The sequence below is a fragment of the Streptococcus mitis genome (genome assembly GCF_003942685.1).
Taxonomy (GTDB): Bacteria; Bacillota; Bacilli; order Lactobacillales; family Streptococcaceae; genus Streptococcus; species Streptococcus mitis_CD.
Window position 1 is genome coordinate 46,847 of record NZ_RJNR01000011.1, and the last position, 20,591, is coordinate 67,437.

Annotated in this window: 14 protein-coding genes; all 14 read left to right on the forward strand. The window is 40.5% G+C overall.

Going from position 1 to position 20,591, the window contains the following annotated elements; genetic code table 11:
- Positions 1-5 precede the first annotated feature (5 nt).
- A complete protein-coding gene (locus D8855_RS07925) occupies positions 6-416 on the forward strand; it encodes a GNAT family N-acetyltransferase (RefSeq protein WP_125416856.1) in 411 nt (136 codons plus the stop codon).
- Positions 417-880: 464 nt separating this feature from the next.
- Positions 881-2,341, forward strand: a complete 1,461-nt coding sequence (locus tag D8855_RS07930; RefSeq protein ID WP_125416858.1) for a nicotinate phosphoribosyltransferase — start codon at positions 881-883, stop codon at positions 2,339-2,341.
- A complete protein-coding gene (nadE, locus tag D8855_RS07935) occupies positions 2,338-3,162 on the forward strand; it encodes an ammonia-dependent NAD(+) synthetase (protein WP_125416860.1) in 825 nt (274 codons plus the stop codon). The genes D8855_RS07930 and nadE overlap by 4 nt, the downstream gene beginning before the upstream one ends.
- A gap of 347 nt (positions 3,163-3,509) precedes the next feature.
- The gene (locus tag D8855_RS07940) at positions 3,510-4,058 is read left to right on the forward strand and encodes a GNAT family N-acetyltransferase (protein ID WP_125416862.1); all 549 of its coding nucleotides are present in this window, start codon (positions 3,510-3,512) and stop codon (positions 4,056-4,058) included.
- 166 nt (positions 4,059-4,224) lie between these two features.
- Positions 4,225-4,935 carry a thiol-disulfide oxidoreductase-associated membrane protein CcdA2 gene (ccdA2, locus tag D8855_RS07945; protein ID WP_125416864.1) on the forward strand — a complete coding sequence of 237 codons (711 nt, stop codon included), beginning with the start codon at positions 4,225-4,227 and terminating at the stop codon, positions 4,933-4,935.
- A gap of 13 nt (positions 4,936-4,948) precedes the next feature.
- The gene (locus tag D8855_RS07950) at positions 4,949-5,512 is read left to right on the forward strand and encodes a redoxin family protein (protein WP_125416866.1); all 564 of its coding nucleotides are present in this window, start codon (positions 4,949-4,951) and stop codon (positions 5,510-5,512) included.
- A 9-nt stretch (positions 5,513-5,521) separates the two neighbouring features.
- Positions 5,522-6,634 carry a peptide-methionine (R)-S-oxide reductase MsrB gene (msrB, locus tag D8855_RS07955; protein ID WP_125416868.1) on the forward strand — a complete coding sequence of 371 codons (1,113 nt, stop codon included), beginning with the start codon at positions 5,522-5,524 and terminating at the stop codon, positions 6,632-6,634.
- Between the two features lie 70 nt (positions 6,635-6,704).
- The gene (locus D8855_RS07960) at positions 6,705-7,442 is read left to right on the forward strand and encodes a response regulator transcription factor (RefSeq protein ID WP_125416870.1); all 738 of its coding nucleotides are present in this window, start codon (positions 6,705-6,707) and stop codon (positions 7,440-7,442) included.
- Entirely contained in the window at positions 7,439-9,130 is a 1,692-nt protein-coding gene (locus D8855_RS07965; RefSeq protein WP_125416872.1) for a cache domain-containing sensor histidine kinase, read from the forward strand. The genes D8855_RS07960 and D8855_RS07965 overlap by 4 nt, the downstream gene beginning before the upstream one ends.
- 114 nt (positions 9,131-9,244) lie before the next feature.
- Positions 9,245-9,808, forward strand: coding sequence for a TIGR01440 family protein (locus tag D8855_RS07970; protein ID WP_000659517.1), 564 nt, complete (start codon positions 9,245-9,247; stop codon positions 9,806-9,808).
- Between the two features lie 2 nt (positions 9,809-9,810).
- A complete protein-coding gene (locus D8855_RS07975) occupies positions 9,811-15,708 on the forward strand; it encodes a ZmpA/ZmpB/ZmpC family metallo-endopeptidase (protein WP_125416876.1) in 5,898 nt (1,965 codons plus the stop codon).
- A 72-nt stretch (positions 15,709-15,780) separates the two neighbouring features.
- Positions 15,781-17,502 carry an aminodeoxychorismate synthase component I gene (gene pabB, locus D8855_RS07980; RefSeq protein WP_125416878.1) on the forward strand — a complete coding sequence of 574 codons (1,722 nt, stop codon included), beginning with the start codon at positions 15,781-15,783 and terminating at the stop codon, positions 17,500-17,502.
- A gap of 93 nt (positions 17,503-17,595) precedes the next feature.
- Positions 17,596-19,095: an Ltp family lipoprotein gene (locus D8855_RS07985; protein ID WP_260467373.1), complete on the forward strand. Its 1,500-nt coding sequence runs from the start codon at positions 17,596-17,598 to the stop codon at positions 19,093-19,095.
- Between the two features lie 498 nt (positions 19,096-19,593).
- On the forward strand, positions 19,594-20,591 hold a 998-nt coding region (locus D8855_RS07995; RefSeq protein WP_474104122.1), incomplete at its 3' end, for an Ltp family lipoprotein.

Sequence of the window (20,591 nt, forward strand, 5' to 3'; positions counted from 1 at the left end):
TTTAGATGTACTTTAGATTGGAAAATGAGGAATCACAGAAAGTCCAGGAAATAGGGAATCTGATTCGTGTTTATAACCGTTCAAAAAGAGAAGAAGCTGAAAGTGAGCCACTTAATCTTTATGTCGAAGATGAAAAGGGCAATCTCCTGGCAGGTTTGATAGCAGAGACTTTTGGAAATTGGCTAGAAATTGAGTATTTATTTGTAAAAGAGGAACTGAGAGGGCAAGGAATCGGTTCAAAGCTATTGCGGCAAGCAGAAACTGAAGCTAAGAATCGAAACTGTCGTTTTACTTTTGTCAATACTTACCAGTTTCAAGCTCCTGATTTTTATAAAAGGCATGGCTACAAGGAAGTCTTTGCTTTGCAAAACTATCCCTACACAGGAAAAAGATTTTATTACCAAAAAGATTTGTAAGGAGAATATGAAATCATAAAGCAAAGAGGGGGACTTGACATAAGTATGAAGGAGATTCTCGATAAATACCAGTTAAATCCTACAAATTGTGTCTTTCTAGGTGATAGTGAGGACAATACAATCGTAGCTGAGAAATTGGGAATCAAGGTCATAAGGTTAAGAAAAGAAGCGATGCCGTCGATATTTTGAAATCCTATATTTAAACTTAACACTCTCTATTTTGTGGTAGAGAGTTTTTTTTGTTAATAAAATTTTACAAAATGACATTTATAAATTGCGTTAGAGCTATGGCGAATGGGCTCAAAAAAAGTTTGAACAAGATATGGATGAACTGGAGAGTTGAGAATAGCTTGTTACTCTTTTCTCAATCCAGCTAAAATGTGATATAATAGTACTAATTTATTGGAATACATGAAAGTTCTTGAAAATTTTCATGTGTTTCTAGCTAAGGAAGTAGGAAAAGTATGTATCCAGATGATAGTTTGACATTGCACACGGACTTGTACCAGATTAACATGATGCAGGTTTACTTTGACCAAGGGATTCACAATAAAAAGGCGGTCTTTGAGGTTTATTTCCGCCAACAGCCTTTTAAAAATGGCTATGCAGTTTTTGCAGGTTTGGAAAGAATTGTGAATTATCTTGAAGACTTGCGTTTTTCAGATAGCGATATTGCCTATTTGGAGTCGCTGGGCTATCATGGGTCATTCTTGGACTATCTCCGCAATTTCAAGTTGGAGTTGACTGTTCGTTCTGCCCAAGAAGGGGACTTGGTTTTTGCTAATGAACCGATTGTGCAGGTGGAAGGCCCTCTAGCTCAATGTCAATTGGTCGAAACGGCTCTTTTGAACATCGTCAACTACCAGACCTTGGTGGCGACTAAGGCAGCTCGTATTCGTTCAGTCATTGAAGATGAACCCTTGATGGAGTTTGGGACACGTCGGGCTCAAGAAATGGATGCAGCTATCTGGGGAACACGCGCAGCGGTGATTGGTGGCGCCAATGGAACTAGCAATGTGCGTGCTGGTAAACTCTTTGATATTCCTGTCTTGGGGACTCACGCCCATGCCTTGGTACAGGTTTATGGTAACGACTATGAGGCCTTTAAGGCTTACGCTGCGACCCACAAAAACTGTGTCTTTCTTGTGGACACCTATGACACCCTTCGTATTGGTGTGCCAGCTGCCATTCAGGTGGCGCGTGAGCTGGGTAACCAGATTAACTTTATGGGTGTGCGGATTGACTCAGGGGATATTGCCTACATTTCTAAGAAAGTCCGTCAGCAACTGGACGAGGCTGGATTTACAGATGCTAAGATTTATGCTTCTAATGATCTAGATGAAAATACCATCCTCAACCTCAAGATGCAAAAGGCCAAGATTGATGTCTGGGGTGTGGGAACTAAGCTGATTACAGCCTATGACCAGCCAGCTCTTGGTGCAGTTTATAAGATTGTGGCCATTGAAGATGAAAATGGGAACATGCGCAATACCATCAAGCTGTCAAATAATGCTGAAAAAGTGTCTACACCAGGTAAGAAGCAGGTGTGGCGCATTACCAGTCGTGAAAAAGGCAAGTCAGAGGGTGACTACATCACTTATGATGGTGTTGATGTGAGTGACATGACAGAAATCAAGATGTTCCATCCGACTTACACCTACATCAAGAAGACCGTTCGTAATTTTGACGCTGTTCCTCTCTTAGTGGATATCTTCAAAGACGGAAAATTGATTTACAATCTGCCTAGCTTGACTGAGATTCAGGATTATGCTCGTAAGGAATTTGACAAGCTTTGGGATGAATACAAGCGTGTGCTCAATCCGCAGCATTATCCAGTGGATTTGGCGCGTGATGTATGGCAAGACAAGATGGACTTGATTGACAAAATGCGCAAGGAAGCCCTTGGTGAAGGAGAAGAAGAATGAGTTTGCAAGAAACGATTATCCAAGAGCTGGGTGTCAAACCAGTGATTGATGCCCAGGAAGAAATCCATCGTTCCATTGATTTTTTAAAAAGATATCTGGAAAAACATCCCTTCCTAAAAACTTTTGTACTAGGAATTTCTGGAGGACAAGACTCAACCTTAGCAGGTCGATTGGCTCAATTAGCTATGGAAGAACTGCGTGCAGAAACTGGAGATGACAGCTACAAATTTATCGCTGTCCGCCTGCCTTATGGAGTGCAAGCTGATGAAGCAGATGCTCAAAAAGCCCTAGCCTTTATCCAGCCAGATGTCAGTTTAGTGGTGAATATCAAGGAATCTGCAGATGCCATGACAGTTGCGGTCGAAGCAACAGGTAGTCCTGTTTCAGACTTTAACAAGGGAAATATCAAGGCTCGTTGCCGTATGATTGCTCAGTATGCCCTTGCTGGTTCCCATAGCGGAGCGGTCATTGGGACAGACCATGCTGCGGAAAATATCACAGGTTTCTTTACCAAGTTTGGTGATGGTGGTGCGGATATTCTCCCTCTTTACCGTCTTAATAAACGCCAAGGAAAACAACTCTTGAAGGAACTTGGTGCAGACCCAGCCCTTTATGAAAAAATCCCAACGGCAGATCTAGAAGAAGATAAACCAGGTCTAGCTGACGAAGTGGCCCTCGGAGTCACTTATGAAGAGATTGACGACTACCTAGAAGGCAAAACAATCAGCCCAGAAGCCCAAGCGACTATCGAAAACTGGTGGCACAAAGGCCAACACAAACGCCACCTACCAATCACCGTATTCGATGACTTTTGGGAGTGAAAACCTCCAGTGGAGGTTTTCAGCCTCTCGCCTTGAAATAAGAAAGCGAGAGAAGGTCCGGCAACTCACAGAGTTCGATTTCGTCGTCTCACCCCCGCAACGATGACTAGGTTTGAAAAAGCTTGCTAGAGCGCATTTCAAACCAGACAGCGACTGCGTCAAGGAACTAGATGAACAACTTGTTTTTTAGTTGTTACTGAGTTTAGTCTTTTTACCCCGAGCACGGAAACAAGTAAGCGAAGAAGGTCCGGGGGACCTTTTTAGCTTATTACCTTGAAATTCAAAAGCAAAACAAGTTTCAATGGAGATTGGACATAGAATCATCTATCAGAAAGCGAGGTAGCGTCATGAAAGCAATCGGTACGCAAATATTACAGACAGATCGTTTAATCTTGCGAAGATTTTTGGAAAGTGATGCAGAAGCCATGTTTCAGAATTGGGCTTCGTCCGCTGAAAATCTAACCTACGTCACTTGGGATCCTCATCCTGATGTCAAGGTGACTCGAAATTCGATTCGCAATTGGGTTGCCTCCTATGCCAATCCCAACTATTACAAATGGGCCATTTGCCTGAAAGACAACCCAGAGCAAGTGATTGGAGATATCAGCATTGTTGCAATAGATGAGAACGATTCTTCTTGTGAAATAGGCTATGTGCTTGGCAAGGCTTACTGGGGATATGGGATTATGACAGAAGCCTTGAAAGCTGTCTTGGACTTCTGTTTTACTCAAGTAGGCTTTCAAAAAGTCAAGGCACGTTATGCCAGTCTCAACCCAGCTTCTGGTCGTGTCATGGAGAAGGCTGGAATGTCCTATCTAAAGACTATTACCAATGGTGTAGAGAGAAAAGGCTATCTTGCGGACCTTATTTATTATCAGATAAGTAGGGAAGACTAGTGAATTTTCTTTTCTGTTTCCATCAAAGTCAGACTTTGTCTGGCTTTTTTTGCAACATTTTATACATAACCTGATTAAATTCCTATTTTTTCCTATCATTGTCCCTGTTTTTTCTTGAGTTTTGGGGCTATAATAGTCCTATCAAATCAAAGAATGGAGGAAGGCAATGGATAATATAATCTTTTTTATCAGTGTTTTTCTTGCTGGAATTCTTTCCTTCTTTTCTCCTTGTATTTTACCCTTGTTACCAGTCTATGCAGGGGTCTTGTTGGATGACAAAGATGGTGCTCAGGCTTCTAGTGGCAAATTTTCAATCTCAGTTGTCAGTTTATTGCGAACTCTGGCCTTTATAGCGGGTATTTCTTTTATCTTTATCTTACTGGGCTATGGAGCTGGTTTTTTAGGCAATTTGCTGTATGCTTCTTGGTTTCAGTATGTGACGGGTGCGGTTATCATTCTTTTAGGCTTGCACCAGATGGAAGTCTTACATTTTCAGGGACTCTACAAGGAAAGAAGGCTACAATTAAAGAGACAGGGGCAAAAGGGTAAGGGCTATAGTCAGGCATTTTTACTGGGGTTAACCTTTAGTTTTGCTTGGACGCCATGTGTGGGGCCGGTTCTTGGCTCTGTTTTGGCTTTAGCGGCTTCAGGTGGCTCAGGTGCTTGGCAGGGAGCTGGTCTCATGTTAATCTATACGCTGGGTCTAGCACTACCATTTTTGGTTCTAGCTCTTGCCTCCAGCTATGTTTTGAAACATTTCCGAAAACTTCATCCCTACCTTGGAACCCTCAAAAAAGTAGGTGGTTTCCTCATTATCGTGATGGGAATCTTGGTGCTTTTGGGAAATGCTTCCATTTTGACTACATTATTTGAATAGAGAGGAAGAAGAAATGAAAAAATGGCAAACATGTCTCCTTGGAGTCGGCTCAATCTGTTGCTTGGCAGCCTGTTCTGCTAAAAATATGTCAGACGAATCTACTATGAAGGAGCAAACAAAAACAGAACAAGTCAGTGCGCAAACTGCGACTAAAGGTCAGGAAGTTGCTGATTTTGAACTGACGGGAGTAGATGGCAAGACTTATCGTTTATCTGATTATAAGGGTAAGACAGTCTATCTTAAATTCTGGGCTTCTTGGTGTTCCATCTGTCTAGCCAGTCTTCCAGATACGGATGAAATCGCTAAAGATGCTGGTGATGATTATGTGGTCTTGACAGTGGTGTCTCCTGGTCACAAGGGTGAACAAGCAGAAGCAGACTTTAAGAACTGGTACAAGGGCTTGGATTATAAAAATATTTCAGTTCTAATTGATCCATCAGGCAAACTTTTGGAAAGTTATGGTGTCCGTTCTTATCCAACTCAAGCCTTTATAGACAAGGAAGGCAAGCTGGTTAAAACGCAACCTGGTTTTATGGACAAGGATATGATTTTAAAAACATTGAAAGAAATGGGGTAGCGAAAGGTCATGAATGATAAAGTAAAATTGTTTGTTTTGGCAGGAATCTTTTTCCTAGCCATAAGCGGTTTCTATTTTCTGTTGATGCGAAATGCAGGGCAGACAGATAGCTCGCAAATTGAGAAAGCATCAGTTAGCCAAGGAGGAAAAACAGTGAAAAAAACAGAAGTGAGTAAAGATGCAGACTTGCACGAAATTTATCTGGCTGGAGGTTGTTTCTGGGGAGTGGAGGAATACTTCTCACGCGTTCCCGGGGTGACAGATGCCGTATCAGGCTATGCAAATGGTAGAGGGGAAACAACCAAGTACGAGTTGATTAACCAAACAGGACATGCGGAAACTGTCCATGTTACTTATGATGCCAATCAAATTTCTCTCAAGGAAATCCTGCTTCATTATTTCCGCATTATCAATCCAACCAGCAAAAATAAACAAGGAAATGATGTAGGAACCCAGTACCGTACTGGTGTTTATTACACAGATGACAAGGATTTAGAGGTGATTAACCAAGTCTTTGATGAGGTGGCTAAGAAATACGATCAACATTTAGCAGTTGAAAAGGAAACCTTGAAGAATTTTGTAGTGGCTGAGGATTACCACCAAGACTATCTCAAGAAAAATCCAAATGGCTACTGCCATATCAATGTCAATCAGGCAGCCTATCCCGTCATTGATGCCAGCAAATATCCCAAACCAAGTGACGAGGAATTGAAAAAGACTTTGTCACCTGAGGAGTATGCAGTTACCCAGAAAAATCAAACAGAACGGGCTTTTTCAAACCGCTACTGGGATAAATTTGAATCTGGTATCTATGTGGATGTGGCAACTGGCGAACCCCTCTTTTCATCAAAGGACAAGTTTGAGTCTGGTTGTGGCTGGCCTAGTTTTACCCAACCTATCAGTCCAGATGTTGCCACCTATAAGGAAGATAAGTCTTACAATATGACACGCATGGAAGTGCGGAGCCGAGTTGGAGATTCTCACCTTGGCCATGTCTTTACGGATGGACCACAGGACAAGGGTGGCTTGCGCTACTGTATTAATAGTCTCTCTATCCGCTTTATTCCCAAAGATCAAATGGAAGAAAAAGGATATGCTTATTTACTAGATTATGTTGATTAAGAGGGCTTTCCTAAGCAGTTAGAGGAGAATTTTGCTATACTGATACTAGTAAGTGGCAAAGGAGAGAAGCATGACCTATAGAATCTTAATCGTAGAAGATGAATATCTGGTAAGACAAGGCTTGACTAAACTGGTCAATGTAGCAGCCTACGATATGGAAATCATCGGTCAGGCTGAAAATGGAAGGCAGGCTTGGGACTTGATCCAAAAACAGGTGCCAGATATTATTTTAACCGATATCAACATGCCTCAGCTGAATGGCATCCAGTTAGCCAGTCTGGTACGAGAAACCTATCCTCAGGTTCATTTGGTCTTTTTAACAGGCTACGATGATTTTGATTATGCCTTGTCTGCTGTCAAACTAGGTGTGGATGACTACCTGCTCAAGCCCTTTTCTCGTCAGGATATTGAGGAAATGTTGGGGAAAATCAAGAAAAAGTTGGATAAGGAAGAAAAGGAAGAGCAGTTACAAGATCTATTGACTGATAAGTTTGAAGGAAACATGGCTCAGAAAATCCAGTCTCATCTTGATGACAGCCAATTTAGTTTAAAGTCTTTGGCCAGTGACTTGGGTTTTAGCCCGACTTATCTGAGTTCTTTGATTAAGAAAGAGTTGGGCCTCCCTTTTCAGGATTATCTGGTGAGAGAACGTGTCAAACAAGCCAAGCTCTTGCTTCTAACTACAGATCTAAAGATTTATGAGATCGCAGAGAAGGTTGGTTTTGAAGATATGAACTATTTTACCCAACGTTTTAAACAGATTGCAGGTGTGACACCTCGTCAGTTTAAGAAGGGAGAAGGCCGATGAAGCGTTCTTCTCTCCTAGTCAGAATGGTTATTTCCATCTTTCTTGTCTTTCTCATTCTCCTAGCTCTGGTTGGGACTTTCTACTATCGATCTAGTTCATCAGCCATTGAGGCTAGCATTGAGGGCAATAGCCAGACGACTATCAGCCAAACTAGCCACTTTATCCAGTCTTATATCAAAAAATTAGAAACCACCTCGACTAGTTTGACCCAGCAGGCAGATGTTTTATCCTATGCTGAGAATCCCAGTCAAGAAAAGGTCAAGGGAATTCGAGATCTATTTTTGACTATTTTGAAGGCAGACCAAGATTTGAAAGCTGTTGTACTGGTCACCAAATCCGGTCAGGTCATTTCTACCGATGATAGTGTGCAGATGAAAACTTCCTCTGATATGATGGCTGAGGATTGGTACCAAAAGGCCATTCATCAGGGGGCTAAGCCTGTTTTGATACCAGCTCGTAAATCGGACAGTCAGTGGGTTATTTCTGTTACTCAGGAACTTGTTGATTCAAAGGGAGCCAATCTGGGTGTGCTTCGTTTGGATATTTCCTACGAAACTCTGGAAGCCTATCTCAATCAACTTCAGTTGGGGCAGCAGGGCTTTGCCTTTATCATCAATGAAAACCATGAATTTGTTTATCATCCTCAACACACTGTTTATAGTTCGTCTAGCGAAATGGAGGCTATGAAACCCTACATTGAGACAGGGCAGGGCTATACTCCAGATCACAAATCCTACGTCAGTCAGGAAAGGATTGCTGGAACTGATTGGACGGTGCTTGGTGTGTCTTCGTTGGAGAAGTTAGACCAGGTTCGGAGTCAACTCATGTGGACCTTGCTTGGAGCCAGTGTCACATCTCTTCTTGCCTGTCTCTGCTTGGTGTGGCTTAGTCTTAAACGCTGGATTGCTCCTCTGAATGACTTGAGAGAAACCATGCTGGAGATTGCTTCTGGTAATCAGAATCTTCGTGCCAAGGAAACTGGTGCCCATGAACTGAGAGAAGTGACTCGTCAGTTCAATGCCATGTTGGATCAGATTGATCAGCTGATGACGGATATTCGCAGGCAGGAAGAGACGACCCGTCAGTACCAACTTCAAGCCTTGTCAAGCCAGATTAATCCGCATTTCCTCTATAATACCTTGGACACTATTATCTGGATGGCTGAATTTCAGGATAGTCAGCGTGTGGTGCAGGTGACCAAGTCCTTGGCTACCTACTTCCGCTTGGCGCTCAATCAGGGTAAAGATTTGATTTGCCTGTCTGACGAAATCAACCATGTCCGCCAGTATCTCTTTATCCAGAGACAACGCTATGGAGATAAGCTAGAATATGAGATTGATGAAAATCCTGCCTTTGATCAGCTAGTTTTGCCCAAGCTGGTCCTACAACCCTTGGTAGAAAATGCCCTTTACCATGGAATCAAGGAGAAAGAAGGTCAGGGTCATATTAGAGTCTCTGTCCAGAAACAGGATTCAGGATTGGTCATCCGCATTGAGGATGATGGAGTTGGCTTCCAAAATCCTAGCGATAGTAGTCAGAGTCAGCTCAAACGTGGAGGAGTAGGTCTTCAAAATGTTGACCAACGCCTCAAACTTCATTTTGGAGAAGATTATCAGATGAAGATTGATTCTGCACCTTGCAAAGGAACGACGGTTGAAATATACATAAATAGAATAGAAACTAGCTAACTCCCAGTCAATTCTGGGAGTTTTATGCGTAATTGGGCAAGCTTTCTAGGTTGTCTATCTTGCTAAAAATAAGAAAAAACGATATGATAGATAATGACAAAAGAGGTATCAATTATGAAGGAAAAAGACATTCAAAGAGAAACAAGCCAGATTGTAAAAGATGTATTAGAAAAGGCCAATTTGAAGCAAGGATCTATCTTTGTTTTGGGCCTTTCTTCTAGTGAAGTGATAGGTGGTCAGATTGGCAAGGAATCCAGCCAAGAAATTGGGGAAATCATTGTGAAGACCATTCTAGACATCCTAGAGGAAAAAGGAATTCATCTAGCCGTTCAAGGTTGTGAACATGTCAATCGGGCCCTCGTTGTTGAACGTCAGGTTGCAGAGCAGTTTGGTCTGGAAATCGTCAGTGTCCTTCCTACCCTTCATGCAGGAGGTTCAGGTCAGTTGGCAGCCTTCAAGTTTATGCAAGATCCAGTTGAGGTTGAATTTATCAAGGCTCATGCTGGATTGGATATCGGAGACACTGCAATTGGTATGCATGTCAAGCATGTTCAGGTTCCGATTCGCCCTCTTTTGAGAGAAATTGGGCATGCCCATGTAACGGCTCTTGCTAGCCGTCCAAAATTAATTGGAGGTGCGCGTGCGCACTATCCGCAAGATTCTATTAGAAAGTCATAAGAATGAGAAAAACAAAACAACAACTTGAAAAAATTACTAAATATTCCATTCGCAAGTTAACTGTTGGGGTTGGTCCTGTAGCCATCGGGGCCTTCCTTTTTGGTGCAAGTGCCCTTTCAGTAGATAAGGTACAAGCCAATGAAGTTGGTGGAGCTCATAGCGTTCATTACCGTTATTTGGCGGAGCAGGAATTGACCGAGTCTGAAAAAGCCTTAATTCACCATGAAGTCCCTTCGGAGTTTCAAGAGGATGATATTATCTATGCAGTGTATCGAAAGAAAGCTAGTACCTACCAAGAACTTCCTTATACAGGGAGTAAAGAATTAGCCTTGGCTGGTATAGGGTTGGCTACGGCTTCTTTGGCTGTTTTATTAATCTCTAAAAAACATCGTGGTAAGGTGCTTGGTGTCTTATTAATTAGTTCGATTGGTGCAAGCAACTTTGTTCCTTTCACCACATTTGCGTTTGAAAATAAAGAATTGCTTTCTTATAACCAAACTATTTCGGCTTCTACACATGAAGGTTTGGCTGAAGGGATTATCCACATTGATGGCTATGAATACATTGGATACTTCAAGGAAGCAGAACTCCATCCATCAAGGCCAGCTTCAGCTGAGAAGCCTCAGTTGCCAGTAGAAAAGCAAAGTGCAAATGAAATTGATAAGACAGAAGTAGTTCAAGAAAAACCAGTTTCTGAGAAACCTCAGTCAAGACTGGAAGAGAGCTTGGTAGATATTCCTTTTGAAACAGTCACAAGCCCAGATACCAATCTAGCAGAAGGACAGACTCGTATCGTCACAGCTGGAGTAAATGGTCAGCGTCGCATTGTAACCAAAGTATCGATGGTTAATGGTCAAGAAGTTAGAGAAGTCATCGAAGACCAAGTGGTTCAAAATCCTGTTTCGCAAGTCATTGCAGTCGGAACTAAGAAAGAAGAGCAACCTGCCCCAACTCCAGTACCACAAGCTGAACCAACGCATCAGGTAGCTAAAGGAACGCAAGAGGCAGGCAAAGAAGGTCAAGCCTTAACGCAACCAACCTTACCAGAGGCTCCAGTTGAAGCAAAAGGAACCCAAGAGGCAGGCAAAGAAGGTCAAGCTCTAACACAACCAGAACTACCAGAGGCTCCAGTTGAAGCAAAAGGAACCCAAGAGGCAGGCAAAGAAGGTCAAGCTCTAACACAACCAGAACTACCAGAGGCTCCAGTTGAAGCAAAAGGAACCCAAGAGGCAGGCAAGGAAGGTCAAGCTTTAACACAACCAACCTTACCAGAAGCTCCAATCGAAGTAAAAGGTACACAAGAGGAAGGTAAAACTGGCCAAGCCCTTGTACAAGAACAGTTACCTGAGTACAAAGTAACTGAGGGAGCGGTTACGAAAGAAACTACTACTGAGATTGACTATAAGACAGAAATTATCGAGGATCCAACCAAATATACGGATGAAGAAACTGTAGTTCAAGATGGAGAAAAGGGCAGTAAAATTACCAAAACGACTTATAAGACTCTCGAAGGTGTTGAGACTGACCAAGTTTTAAATACAACAACTACTGTTGTCAAAGAACCAGTCACTAAAAAAATAAGCCGTGGGACAAAACCAATTGAAGGAACTCTGGTGGAAGAAAGTCTTGAAAAGATTCCATTTAAGGAAGTTCTTAAAGAAGATGACCAACTGAAAAAGGGTGAAAGAGTTACTGTCCAAGAAGGAAAAGATGGGCAGAAAAAAGTTACCAAGACTTACAAAACTCTCAAAGGTTTAAAAACTGAAGAAGCACCTAAAATTGTGGAACAGGTTCTGGAGTTAGACCAAGATCGTATCGTCAAATTAGGAACTAAAAACTTTGAAAAACCAATCTTAAGTTTGTCACTTGTTGATGTTAATGATTTGAAACGATCATCTCAAATTCGTTATAATTTGGAAAATCCAAGTAAAGCAGCCATTAAATCTATCACTCTAACTCTGAAAAAAGGTGATGAGATTGTGAAGACCTTGAATGTTTCACCAGAAGATCTAACAGCTTCTGTGACAGAACTACAGTACTATAAAGATTATAAACTTGAAACGAAGATGGTTTATGACCGTGGTGAGGGTGATGAGGAAGAAGTTCTGAAAGAAGAACCTCTAAGAATTGACCTCAAAAAAGTTGAAATCAAAAACATCAAAGAAACAAGCTTGATGAGTGTGGATGCTGACGGTAATGAAACAGATACTAGTTTGCTGACAGAAAAACCAGCTGATCTTGCTCCGCTTTATTTACGAGTGACCACTCATGATAACAAAATAACAAGACTTGCTGTTGACAAGATTGAAGAAGTAGAAAAAGACGGAAAAACTTTATACAAAGTCACTGCCAAAGCACCTGATTTGATTCAACGGAATGCTGACAACACACTTAGCGAAGAGTATGTCCATTACTTTGAAAAACAAAAAGCACACGATGGTGATGTATATTATAGCTTTAACGACCTAGTAACGGCTATGAAAGCTAATCCAAGTGGTACCTTTAAACTTGGTGCAGATTTGAATGCAGCAAATGTACCAACTCCGAATAAACAATATGTACCTGGTAAATTTAGCGGAACTTTAACAAGTGTTGACGGTAAACAATATACCATTCATAATATGGCTCGTCAGTTATTCGATAACGTTGAAGGCGGTACAGTTAAAAACATTAACTTAGGTAATGTTAATATTAATATGCCTTGGATTGAAAATATTTCCGCACTATCAAGAGTAATTAAAAATGCCACAGTTGAAAATGTTAAGGTAACTGGTAGTATCCTTGGTAAAGATGGTATTGCTGGTATCGTAAATAAAGGAGATACTGGTGGACTTCTTAAAAATGTTGCTTTCATCGGTAAACTAACAGGTGTCGGTAATAAAGGTTGGGATCTTGGTGGTATCGCCGGAGAACTTTGGCGTGGTAATATTAAACATGCATACGTAGATGCTGATATTGTTGCAGATAGAGCACGTGTTGGTGGACTTGTCGCTAGAACCGATAACGGTTCTGATCCTAATGGTATTGATAAATACGCTTCTGTTCGTAACGCTGTTACTAAAGGAACTATTGATGTGAAGAACCCTGTTGAGGTAGGTGGTTTCATTAGTAAAAACTGGACATGGGGGCGTGTTGCTGACACAGTTTCAATGATGAAAGTCAAAAACGGTGAAGAATTCTACGGTTCTAGAGATTTAGAAGCAGAAGGTGGATATTACACAAAAAACTGGATTGAAAGAAACTACGTTGTTAAAGATGTGAGTGAAGGTTCTCACTCATTTAACGGTTCTCGTAGTAATCGAATCCAAGAAATCAGCCTAGAAGATGCAAATAAAAAAATAGAATCATTCGGAATTACAGCTGATAAGTTTGAAATTAAACCTCTTGTTGAAGATGCACTTAATAACGTAAAACCAAAAACAGATACTTATAAAGATACTCAAGATTATGACGCATCTCGCGAACTTGCTTATCGTAACATCGAAAAACTTCAACCATTCTACAATAAAGAATGGATTGTCAACCAAGGGAACAAGATTCCTGCAGATTCTAAATTACTAACTACTGAAGTTTTATCTGTTACAGGTATGAAAGATGGACAATTTGTGACCGACTTATCAGATGCTGATCATATTATGATTCATTACGCTGATAAGACGAAAGAAATTAAAGATATTACACAAAAAGAATCTAAGGTTCAACAAGTTCGTGAATATAGTATTGAAGGATTAGGTGATATTGTCTATACACCAAATATGGTTGTTAAAGATAGGACACAATTGATCAGCGATATCAAAGCTAAATTAGCTTCTGTTGAACTTGATTCAGATGAAGTTCGTAAGATTAATAACAATCCTAAGATGTTATACATGGAAGAAAGCTTTAAAGAAGTTAAAGATAATCTTGATGCTTTAGTTAAAGCTTTAGTTGAAAATGAAGACCATCAATTAAATACGGACGAAGCAGCTAAACGTGCATTGATTAAAAAAGTTGAAGATAACAAAGCTAAAATCATGTTAGCTCTGGCTTACTTAAACCAATACTATGGAATTAAATTTGACGGATTAAATATCAAAAATATGATGACCTTCAAACCTGATTTCTACGGTAAGAACGTTAACGTACTTGATAGATTAATCAGCTTCGCTTCAAATGGTAACAACCTAAAAGGTGATCAATCACATGATGCATTTAACAGAGCTCTTGCAAGTGCTACTGGTAAAGCTAACTTACACGAATTCCTGAAGTACAACATGGAATTATTCACTAGTGAAACAGATATGAATACTTGGTTCAAGAATAACATTGCAGATAACGCTTATGTTGTTGAGAAACAATCATCAAATCCAGATTTCGCTAATAAGAAACATAAATTATATGAAGTAATTAATAATGGACATCACGGACGTTATATTCTACCACTTCTGAACCTGAAGAAAGCGCATATGATCTTAATTACAACCTATAATACCATTGCGTTTAGTTCATTTGAGAAATACGGTAAGAATACGGCAGAAGAACGTGAAGCATTCAAGAAGCAAGTTGATTTACGTGCGCAAGAACAAATCAATTATTTAGACTTCTGGTCAAGACTTGCTGCTGATAATGTACGAAATAATCTTCTTAAGAGTGAAAATATGGTACCATCTGCAATTTGGGATAACCATGATGTACCAGGTTTGGGATGGGTTGACCGTATGGGACATACGAAGAAAGGCGATTTTGCTCCAATTCGTGAATTCTATGGTCCGACTGATAAGTGGCACGGATACAATGGAATGGGTGCATACGCTTATATCTTCCAAAATCCACAACCACAAGAGGCCGTATATTACATCATCTCTAGCATGATTAGTGATTTTGGTACATCTGCATTCACTCACGAAACAACTCACATCAATGACCGTATGGCCTACTTAGGAACATGGCGTCACCGTGAAGGAACAGACGTTGAAGCCTTTGCTCAAGGTATGTTGCAATCACCATCAGTTTCAAATCCAAATGGTGAATATGGTGCCTTAGGATTAAACATGGCTTACGAACGTCAAAATGATGGAAATCAAATTTACAACTATAATCCAAATGTGTTAAATAGTCGTGAGAAAATCGATCACTACATGAAGAATTACAATGAATCCATGATGATGCTTGATTACTTAGAAGCTGAGTCTGTAATCAAGAAAAATACTGGAACAAATGATAAGTGGTTCAAGAAGATCGATAAGAAATATCGTGAAAAAGCGGATCGCAATGGCTTAGTTGGTGAACCACACCAATGGGATTTAGTTCGTGATTTGAATGATGGCGAAAAGAATACGAAGCTGACAAGTATTGATCAACTGGTTGATGGAAACTTTGCAACGAAACATGGATTACCAGGAAATGGTCATTACCGTACTGAAGGATTTGATTCTGCTTATACTGTAGTAAATATGATGACAGGTATTTATGGTGGTAATACAAGTAAGAGTGCGGTTGGTTCAATCTCATTCAAACATAATACCTTCCGTATGTGGGGTTACTTCGGTTACCTAGACGGGTTCTTAGGTTATGCATCAAACAAATACAAACAAGAATCTAAAGCAGCAGGTAATGTAGGTCTTGGTGATGACTTTATTATTAATAAAGTTTCTAACGGCAAATTCCAAAGCTTAGAAGCATGGAAGAAAGCATGGTATCATGAAGTACACGAAAAAGCCCAAAGAGGTTTTGTTGAAATTGAAATCGATGGTCAAAAGATTTCAACTTACGCACAACTTCAGACCTTATTTGATGCAGCGGTCGAAAAAGACCTTCAAGGTAATGATTTCAAGAATACTGTAGATCTTAAATGGAAGGTTTACAAACAACTCTTGCAAAAATCAGATGGATTTGCTGGTGATTTATTCACTAAAGCATAATCAATAGTAAGAAAATAATAAAAAGGTAGATCAGCTTTGTCTGAATCTGCCTTTTTATGCTATACTTGAAATATGCATAGAAAAACAGTGATTGATTTTAGGGCTTTGGGGGAGAGATACATCTTTACCCAGTCTATTAAAGAGTTAAAAACGAGAAATGTAGCAGAAGTGGCAGATTTGCTGGCACAAGTGGAAAGCTACCAAGAGCAAGGCTATTATGTGGTGGGCTATGTCAGCTACGAGGCTGCACCTGCTTTTGAGGAGAAATTAGCAGTTCATAAAGCTCCTTTACTGGGAGAGTACCTGCTATATTTTACAGTTCATGACAGCGTAGAAACATCCCCTATTCCTCTGACTTATGATGAGGTTGATTTGCCTTCAAATTGGCAGGAAGTAACGTCTGCAGAGGATTATGAAAAGGCGATTGCCCAGATTCATCATCATTTGCGGCAGGGGGACACCTACCAGGTCAACTACACCGTACAACTAAAACAAGACTTAAGTGCCAATCCTTTTGCCATCTACAATCGTATGGTAGTAGAGCAGGAGGCGGGCTACAATGCTTATGTTGAACATGACGAGATGGCAGTGATTTCCATGAGTCCAGAGCTCTTTTTTGAGCAAAATGACCGTGAGTTGACAACGCGACCAATGAAGGGAACGACTCAGCGTGGAGTGACTGACCAAGAAGACTTGGAGCAGGCCAGTTGGTTGGAACAGGATCCCAAAAATCGCTCTGAAAATATGATGATTGTGGACCTCTTGCGCAACGATATGAACCGTATTTCTGAAGTGGGAAGTGAACATGTGGAGCGTCTCTGCCAAGTGGAACAGTATTCAACTGTTTGGCAGATGACTTCGACTGTCAAGAGTCGGTTGCGAGAGGAAATTGACCTTGTTGAAATCTTCCGTTCTCTTTTTCCTTGCGGTTCCATAACGGGAGCACCGAAAATTGCGACTATGGAGATTATCAAGGACTTGGAGCCACAACCGCGTGGAGTCTACTGCGGAACCATTGGTTTCCTGCTTCCAAATGGGCGACGAATTTTTAATGTTGCTATTCGGACCATTCAACTCTACAAGGAGCAAGCTATCTATGGAGTTGGCGGAGGCATTACATGGGATAGCACTTGGGAGTCTGAATACCGCGAGGTTCATCAAAAGGCAGCAGTTCTCTATCGTAAACAAGCTCGTTTCAAACTGATTACTACAGGGAAAATCAGCCAGAAGAACTTGCTGCTTGAGAATCAACATATAGAAAGGCTGAGAAAAGCTAGTCGGTATTTTGCCTTTCCATTTGATTCAGAAAACTTGAAACAAAAGATAGAGGAGGAGTGTCAGGCTTGTGATGCTAATCAAGATTACCGCTTGCGTATTTCTCTCAGCAAGTCTGGAGAGATAGAAGTCGAACGCCGAGTATTAACACCCCTCAGTCCAAGTTTTTGTCAGGCCAAACTTTGTCTGCAGGAAGCCAATTTGCAACAAGCCTTTACCTACTTCAAAACGACTCACCGACCGCATTTGAGCCTAGAGGAACAAGAGATCATTTATCATAATGTAAAAGGAGAACTTCTTGAAACCTCTATCGGAAATTTGGTTCTGAAAATCGATGGGAAACTCTATACACCGCCTATCCGACTTGGAATCTTGCCAGGAATTTATCGTCAGCATTTGCTGGAAATAGGACAGGCAGAAGAGAAAGTTTTGACCATAGAAGATTTGAAGGGAGCAGAAGCTATCTATGGCTGTAATGCAGTCAGGGGCTTGTATGAGTTGCAAGTGATAGTATTATGAGTTTTATCTATTAATAGCTTTTAGTATATATTAATACATATTTGTGTTATAATGTAACCGTAAACAATAAAAATTTAAAGGAGATTTTTGATGATGAAGTCAAAAACAGTTTTAGTGACAAGCTTAGCAGTTGCAACATTAGGTTTGGTCTCTCTTGTAGATACAAAAGGAGTTCTACCTCTTTCAGCGCAAACGGTGCAGGCTGACACACAAACTCTTACCCCAACGGCAAAATATTATATTATTCTTCCGAATGATGCAGAAATATTTAATAGATGGAAGGGAACTGTTAATATTCCTATTATTGGGGCTACAAAAACTACTCCAGAATTATCTTATTTCCAAGAATCCGATCGTAACTATATAGCTAATGAGAATAAGTCTGGTGCCAATTACATAGAGTGGAAAGGAACAGTAGAAGAGTTTAAAGAGGCCATTAAGAAGCTGACTGATAAAAAATCAACTACTTCAACTCCAAAAAAGGATGAAAAGCCAACACCAAAACCGGATGAAAAACCAAAGCCAACACCAAAACCAGATGAGAAGCCAACACCAAAACCTACAGTTCAGTCTGGTTGGTTAGGTTCATCCTATTATCAAGATGGTAAAAAAGTCACTAGTAAGTGGATTTTTGATAAAAAATATAATTCATTCTTCTATCTAGATGCATCAGGAAATTATGTCCAAAATGCCTGGGTAGGTAACTACTATCTCAAATCAGGCGGATACATGGCTAAAAGTGAGTGGATTTATGATAAGAACCATGGTTCATACTACTATCTAACATCCGAAGGTAGCTACGCTCGTAATACTTGGGTGGGTAATTACTACCTTAAATCAAATGGTAAGATGGCCAAAGGTGAGTGGGTTTATGATAAGAACTATGGTTCATATTACTATCTAACATCAGAAGGTAGCTATGCTCGCAATGCGTGGTCAGGCAATTATTATTTGAAGTCAAATGGTAAGATGGCTAAAGGTGAATGGATTTATGATAAGAACTATGGTTCATATTACTATCTAACATCCGAAGGTAGCTATGCTCGCAATGCGTGGTCAGGCAATTATTATTTGAAGTCAAATGGTAAGATGGCTAAGAGTGAGTGGGTTTACGATAAGAACTATGCTTCATATTACTATCTAACATCCGAAGGTAGCTACGCTCGTAATACTTGGGTAGGAAATTACTACCTCAAATCAAACGGTAAGATGGCTAAAAGTGAATGGGTTGATGGAGGTCGTTACTATGTAGGAGCTAATGGATTATGGGAAACCAAAGCATCAACCAATAGTGAATATTCTGCTGCTTTAGAAAAGGCAAAGAGTTATAACTCGTGGGCAAATATGTCTAAAAAACGCTTATATAAGCAATTAACTTCAAAATATGGAGAAAAATTTCAAAGTGATGCTGCACAATATGCCATCGATCATTTGAATGCAGATTATAAATCAAACGCCTTAGCTAAAGCAAAGAATTATCGAAAATGGTTTAAGGATTCGAAGTCAGCAATTTATAAGCAACTAGTTTCGCCTTATGGTGAAGAATTTACAGAAGAAGAAGCTAATTATGCAATTCAACATCTTGACGACTAATCATTTTAAATAAGTATTTTTACTTCAATTATCAAGTCAAGTTCAACAAAGTTTTTCCTCTGATTAAGAGAGTATTTTTCAAGCTGTTTGAGTGAACTCAAACAGCTTTTTTGCGGACTATAACCAAGTTCAAAATAGAAGGTTCTCCTATTGTCTTTTCACCCAGAACAGAATGGATTTTCCAATTTCAAAAAGGTGTTGGAGTTTATAGGTGTGAACAAAGGCATCTATGCTATGTCCCGTTGGTTTCTCCCCAGTCTATGAGTAAACTCAGCCGGTTTGAGTCCTACGTTTAAATAAGCTTCAATTTCTACTCGCTCAGCTTCAGATTAGTGCTTGTATAGTTATTATTTTAATGTAAAAAAGATTAAGGATATGGTATACTATAAGTGTAAATCATAAGAAAAGGAGATTTTTATGAGAAAATCAAAAAAAATTTTGGTTACAAGTTTAGCAGCAACTACTTTTGCACTTGTTTCTCTTTCAGATACAATGGGGATGTTGCCTTTCTCATCTCAGAAAGTATCTGCTCAAGAAAAGGATACGTCTAAAAATGGTAAGATTGTAAAAGAGAATACAAAACCCGCGCCGAAGCCGGCACCAAAACCCGCGCCGAAGCCAGCANCAAAACCTGCGCCGAAGCCNGCACCAAAACCTGCGCCGAAGCCAGCANCAAAACCTGCGCCGAAGTCAGCACCAAAACCTGCGCCGAAGCCAGCACCAAAACCTGCGCCGAAGCCNACACCNAAACCCGCGCCGAAGCCAGCATCAAAACCTGCGCCGAAGCCAGCACCAAAACCCGCGCCGAAGCCAGCACCAAAACCCGCGCTGAAGCCAGCACCAAAACCTGCGCCGAAGCNAGCACCAAAACCCGCGCCGAAGCCAGCACCAAAACCTGCGCTGAAGCCAGCACCGAAACCTAAAGAAACAACTCCTAAACAGGATAAATCAAAATCTAAAGTTCAGTCTGGCTGGGTAGGAAATTACTACGTCAAATCAGATGGAAAGAGAGCTAAAAATGAATGGGTAGATGGTGGTCGTTATTATGTTGATTCTGATGGAAAAAAGGTTAAAAGTGACTGGATTTATGATAAAAAGCATGGTTCATATTATTATCTAACAGCAGAAGGAAGCTCTGCTCGCAACAAATGGGTAGGAAATTATTATCTCAAATCAGATGGTAAGATGGCCAAGAATGAATGGGTAGATGGTGGTCGTTACTATGTTAAATCAGATGGTGAAATGGTTAGGGGCAAATGGGTAGATGGTGGCCGTTACTATGTAGGATACGATGGTGTGCGGCAACCAAAACCGGCAAACGGGAATCCATACTCAGCAGCTTTAAAGGAAGCACAAGCTTATAATAGGATTCATTTGTCAAAAAAAAGAATTTATAGGATGTTAATTTTTGAAGGTTTTAATAGTGACACTGCACAATATGCTATCAATCATTTGCAAGCAGACTATAAGGCGAATGCCTTAGCTACAGCAAGGGA